Annotated in this window: 4 protein-coding genes; all 4 read left to right on the plus strand. The window is 73.7% G+C overall.

The genetic code is table 11. The features are described from left to right. The first annotated feature begins 73 nt into the window (after positions 1 to 73). Positions 74 to 808 carry an alpha/beta fold hydrolase gene (locus tag ACFWPS_RS52805; RefSeq protein ID WP_383721453.1) on the plus strand — a complete coding sequence of 245 codons (735 nt, stop codon included), beginning with the start codon at positions 74 to 76 and terminating at the stop codon, positions 806 to 808. Beyond that, the gene (locus ACFWPS_RS52810; RefSeq protein ID WP_383721456.1) at positions 805 to 2,625 is read left to right on the plus strand and encodes an isocitrate/isopropylmalate family dehydrogenase; all 1,821 of its coding nucleotides are present in this window, start codon (positions 805 to 807) and stop codon (positions 2,623 to 2,625) included. Before ACFWPS_RS52805 ends, ACFWPS_RS52810 begins: the two co-directional genes overlap by 4 nt. Next, positions 2,618 to 3,475, plus strand: coding sequence for a DUF6282 family protein (locus tag ACFWPS_RS52815; protein ID WP_383721458.1), 858 nt, complete (start codon positions 2,618 to 2,620; stop codon positions 3,473 to 3,475). The genes ACFWPS_RS52810 and ACFWPS_RS52815 overlap by 8 nt, the downstream gene beginning before the upstream one ends. Positions 3,476 to 3,509: 34 nt before the next feature. After that, positions 3,510 to 4,090, plus strand: a 581-nt coding sequence (locus ACFWPS_RS52820) for a phosphoenolpyruvate carboxylase (protein WP_383721461.1), incomplete at its 3' end; no start/stop codon positions are given.

Below are 4,090 nucleotides of genomic sequence, written 5' to 3' on the forward strand. Positions count from 1 at the left end.
GCCCGCCCCCGGCCCCCCCCCCCCCCCCCGCGGGCCGGGGGCCCCCCCCCCGGCCCGGCGGCGCCCGCGGGCGGTGCCCGCCCCGCCCCCCCCCCCCCCCACGCCCCACGCCCTCGTCCTCGCCCCCGTCACCGCGCGCTGGGACGAGGGAGCGTTCTTCGCCCCGGTCATCCGGACCCTGACCCGGTCCGGGCTCCGGGTGACCGTGGTGGACACGCTCTCGCTGTGGGACGAGGAGGTGGACTCGATGGCCGCCTTCGTCGCCCGGTGGCGGGCGCTGCTGCCGGACTTCGGCCGCGTCGACCTGCTCTGCGGGAACGCGCTGGGCGGGGCGGTGGCCCAGGCCCTGCTCCCGGACTGCGCCCCCGACACGGCCGCCCTGCTCGTCTCGGGCCCCGCCCGCACGGACCCGGTCCTCGAACAGCGGCTCACGCAGATCGCCGACCTGGCCGCGTCCGGCCGCCCCGGCGCGGCGCTCGCCCTGCTCAACCAGCGCGTCCTCCCGTACGACGGGCCCGACGCCGACCCCGCCCCCGTCGAGGCCGACGCGGCGGCGGGGCGGCGGCTGGCCGCCGGGATGCGGCTGCTGTGCGGGATCGACGTCTCCGCCGCCGTGCACGCCCACCCGGGCCCGCTGCTGCAGATCGTGGGCAGCCACTCCCAGCTCGTCACCCGGCGGCACACCGCCGCCGCCCCGCACCACAGGGTGCACATCGCCCCCGGGGCCGGCATGCGCCCCCACGCCGAACAGCCCGCGAAGGTCTCCTCGTTGATCGAGGCCTACCTGCGGGAGAAGGGACTCCGATGAAGTCGGCTCCGAGGAAAGCTCCGAGAAAAAGCATCGCCGTCCTGCCCGGTGACGGCATCGGCCCCGAGGTCGTCGAGGCCGCGCTGCGCACCGTCGAACGGCTCGGTCTTCCCCTGGACTTCCGGTTCGGGGAGATCGGCTGGGAGTGCTGGCGCCAGGAGGGCGACCCGGTGCCCCAGCGGACCTGGAAGCTGCTGGCGGAGACCGACACCTGCCTGCTGGGCGCCATCACCAGCAAACCGCTGCGCGAGGCGGAGGCCGAACTCACGCCGTCGCTGCGGGGCACCGGCCGGAAGTTCGTCTCCCCGGTCATCCAGCTCCGCCAGCGGCTCGGCCTGTACGCCAACATCCGCCCGGTCACCGATCTGGACCACGGCCGGTTCGACTTCACCGTCATCCGCGAGAACACCGAGGGCCTGTACGCCGGTTACGACATCCACGGCCTCGACGAGGCGCTGTGGAACGCGGTGCGCGACCACCCCAACGCCGAGGCTTCCGGCCCCGAGGGCAGCAGCGTCACGCTCCGGCTGCAGACCCGGTTCGGCATCGACCGGCTGCTGCGCTTCGGACTCGCCCACGCCGAGGCCCACGGCCACCGGCGGCTCACCGTCGTGGACAAGCCGATGGTCCTGCGGCAGAGCAGCAACCAGCTGCGCGAACGCCTCGAACTGATCTCCCGGGACCACCCGGACATCGAGACCGAGATCCTCAACGTCGACGCCGTCGCCCTGTGGATGGTCCGCAGGCCGGAGCGGTTCGGCGTGCTCGTCGCCGAGAACATGTTCGGCGACATCCTCTCCGACCTCGGCGCCGGCGTCATGGGCGGACTCGGTCTCGCCCCGAGCGGCAACATCGGCGACCACGGCAGCTACTTCGAACCGGTGCACGGCAGCGCCCCCGCCATGGCGGGCCAGGACCGGGCCAACCCGATGGCGATGCTGCTCACCGTCGCCCAGATGCTGGACCACCTCGGCCTGCCCGTACCGGGCGAGGAACTGCGGAGCGCCGTCCGTACCGTCGCACGTACCCGTACGACGGTCACGTACGACCTGGGCGGCAGCGCGGGTACCCGAGAGGTCGCCGAGGCCGTCGCCGCCGAACTGGCGGGCGGGGACGGGGAACCGGTGCCCGTCGTGCCCGCGGAGGTGGTGGACCGGCTGGCCGCGCTCGACACCGCCTCGGTCTCCGACGCGCTGGACAGCCTCGGCATCCCCGGAGTGCTCGCCGGGATCGCCGCACGGGTGCCCGGAGCCCGTACGGCGGGCCTGGCATACACCGTCACCTACCAGCCGGTGGACCACTCCGAGCACGGGTTCCGCAACGCCGCCAACTACCTGGACGACGTCCCGGCGGGCTCCTTCGTCGTGGTCGACAACGGCGGCTCCGCCACCTGCACCAACTGGGGTTCGCTGCTGACCTCGGTGGCGCAGAGCCGCGGGGTGCGCGGCACCGCACTGCACGGCTCGGCCCGGGACATCGCCGAGATCCGCGCCGCCGGATACCCGCTGTTCAGCACCGGTGCCACGATGGTGAGCGGCAAGAACCGGGTGGAACTCGCGGCCACCGGACGGCGGATCACGATCGGCGACGTCACCGTGCGCCCCGGTGACGTCGTCGTCGCCGACGACAACGGTGTCCTCGTCGTACCCGCCGAGCAGGCCGCCGAGGTCGCGGAACGCGCGGAACGCGTCGAAGGGACCGAGTCGGCCATCGCCGAGGCCGTCGGCAAGGGCCTGCGACTGGACGAGGCCCGCCGCCGGTTCGGCTACGCCAAACCCTGGGAAGGCCCGGCCGACTCCGCGTCCCGTCATGTCTGACCTGCTACGACGGGTGGTGGACGTCCACTACCACGCCGGGCCCGACCTGTACCGGCGCCGTCTGACGACCGGCGCCGCAGGAAGGGCCTACGCGGAGGTCGACGGCTGGGTGGTGGTCAAGAGCCATCTGGGATCGACAGCGGCGAACGCCTGGGAGGCCCGGCAGGAGGGTCTGCCCGTCTCCGGCGCGGTCGTGCTCAACGAGCTCGCCGGAGGGGTCCGCCCCCAGGTCATGGAACAGGCCGTCTACAGCCACGGGCCGGACAGCCCCGCCCGGCTGGTCGTCCACCTGCCCACTCTGGTGGGCCCCGCCCACCGGTCCACACTGCACCGGGAGCCGTTCCACCCCCTCCTCGACCCCGAACGCCGGCGCGGCAACCGTGTCCTGGACGCCACGGGCCGGCTCAGCGAGCCGGTGCGCGAGGTTCTCCGGGCCGCCCGTGACCTGCCCGTCGTCCTAGCGACCGGGCACTGCGACCGGGACGAGACCCTCCGGGTGATCGACGAAGCGGTACGCCTGGAACTCCCCCGTCTGCTGCTGACCCACGCCACCCACCCCATGTCCGGCCTCACCCCGGCCGACCTGGCCCTACTGGCCCCGGTGCCGGGTCTGTACGTCGAACTCACCGCCCTGACACTCCTGCTGGGCCACCGCGACACCCGGCACCTGGCCGAGGTGGTGCGGGCCCATCCACGGGTGGTGTTCAGCTCCGACCTCGGACAGCCGGACCAGCCGGACCCCGTCGGCTGGCTGGCCACGAGCCAACGCTGGTTCGCCGAGGCGGAGTTGACGCTGGCGCAGATCCGGGCGGTCACCTCGGTCAACCCTGCGACGCTGCTGGCGCCCTGACCGCGCCCCCCACTCCACACCCCGGGAGTACCTCATGCACGCCCGCATCCCGAACGCCACCCTGCGTGCCGACATCCGCCGGCTGGGTGACCTCCTCGGCGAGACCCTCGTCCGCCAGGAGGGCCCCGAGCTGCTGGAACTCGTCGAGAAGGTCCGCCGCCTGACCCGCGAGGACGGCGAGGCCGCCGCCGACCTGCTGCGCGGCACCGAACTGGACACCGCCGCCAAGCTGGTCCGCGCCTTCTCCACCTACTTCCACCTCGCCAACGTCACCGAACAGGTCCACCGAGGAGGGGAGTTGAGGGCCGCACGAGCACGCGAGGAGTCGGCGCTGGCCCGCGTGGTACGCGAGGGAGCGGACCAGGCCCCGGACCTGCTCGCCCAGGCGGTCGGCCGCCTCAACGTCCGTCCGGTGTTCACGGCACATCCCACCGAGGCCGCGCGCCGTTCGGTCCTCAACAAGCTCCGGCGTATCGCCGCGCTCCTGGACACGCCGGTCATCGAGTCCGACCGCCGCCGTACCGACATCCGCCTCGCCGAGAACATCGACCTGGTGTGGCAGACGGACGAGCTGCGCGTGGTCCGCCCCGAGCCCGCCGACGAGGCCCGCAACGC

It is taken from the genome of Streptomyces sp. NPDC058457 (genome assembly GCF_042720695.1).
GTDB lineage: Bacteria > Actinomycetota > Actinomycetes > Streptomycetales > Streptomycetaceae > Streptomyces.